The sequence below is a fragment of the Salinicola sp. genome (genome assembly GCF_982684285.1).
On record NZ_CEXLVS010000510.1, the window covers coordinates 1 to 1,136 of the forward strand.

General features: G+C 40.0%; 2 protein-coding genes. Both read left to right on the forward strand.

The genetic code is table 11. The features are described from left to right. Window positions 1–346 (forward strand): winged helix-turn-helix domain-containing protein (locus tag AC3AYF_RS21525; RefSeq protein WP_487780506.1); only part of this gene is annotated, 346 nt, incomplete at its 5' end. Beyond that, on the forward strand, window positions 336–1,136 hold an 801-nt coding region (locus tag AC3AYF_RS21530; protein WP_487780507.1), incomplete at its 3' end, for a sensor histidine kinase. The genes AC3AYF_RS21525 and AC3AYF_RS21530, both read left to right, overlap by 11 nt.

A 1,136-nucleotide genomic window follows, 5' to 3' on the forward strand; every position in this document is an offset into this window, starting at 1 on the left:
TAATGCTCTTGCTCGAGGGGCTTCAGGTTGGGCTAATGCAACGTTAACGTGTGGTACTGTCACATTAAACCCATCAAGTCAGGAAGTGGTTAATAACGGGACTGTCGTCAAATTAACCGCTTATGAGTATCGCCTACTTCGCTACCTTATGTTGCATGCAGGTGAAGTACTATCCAAAACAGAACTAACCGAACATATCTATGAACAGGATCATGATCGTGATAGTAATGTCATTGAAGTTTTTATAAAACGCCTCCGCAATAAACTTGATCCCGACAAAACTCTTAATCCAATCGAAACATTACGTGGTCGTGGTTATCGGTTAACATTACCACGTGCCCATTAAACAGTTATCTCTTAGTAATCGACTTCTACTTGCCGTCAGTCTTGTACTAACCGCATTTCTTGGCTTATCAGCATTTAGTTTAAACAATGCTTTTCAAACCAGTGCAGATAGTGCCCAACAACAACGATTAACCAACTATATTTATACCGTATTATCCGCCGCTGAATTCACGGAAAATGGTGCTGTAATAATGCCAAAAACATTAGCTGAGCCCGCATTCTCAACACCAAATTCAGGTTTATATGCACAAATTATTAGTGGTCGATCAATATTGTGGCAATCACCTTCAACACTCGGCATATTTATTGCTCTTCCAGAACATCCAGGCCCCTCTAATCAAAAGTTTTCAGTCATTGAACTCCATCAAGCTAAATTACTTAATTTAGCCTATGGGATTGTTTGGGAAAATGAACAAGGCAAAGAATTTTATTACACCATTAATGTTTCCGAAGATCTCAATACCATTGTTCAACAAAAAGCTGAATTTCAACTCAGCCTTTGGTATTGGCTCGGCGGTACCGGACTGATGTTATTAATTGCTCAGGCATTTATTTTACGATGGAGCTTGAGACCTTTACACGATGTTGCTGTCGATTTACATGCCATTGAAAGTGGCCAACGACAACGGCTATCAAAAGATTACCCAAAAGAATTGAATCAACTCACGCAGAATATTAATACCCTTCTCGATCACGAAAAATCACGACGAGAGCGTTATAAGAACTCCCTCGCTAACTTAGCACATAGTCTGAAAACGCCATTAGCTGTTTTCCGCGGAAAACAGCTAATG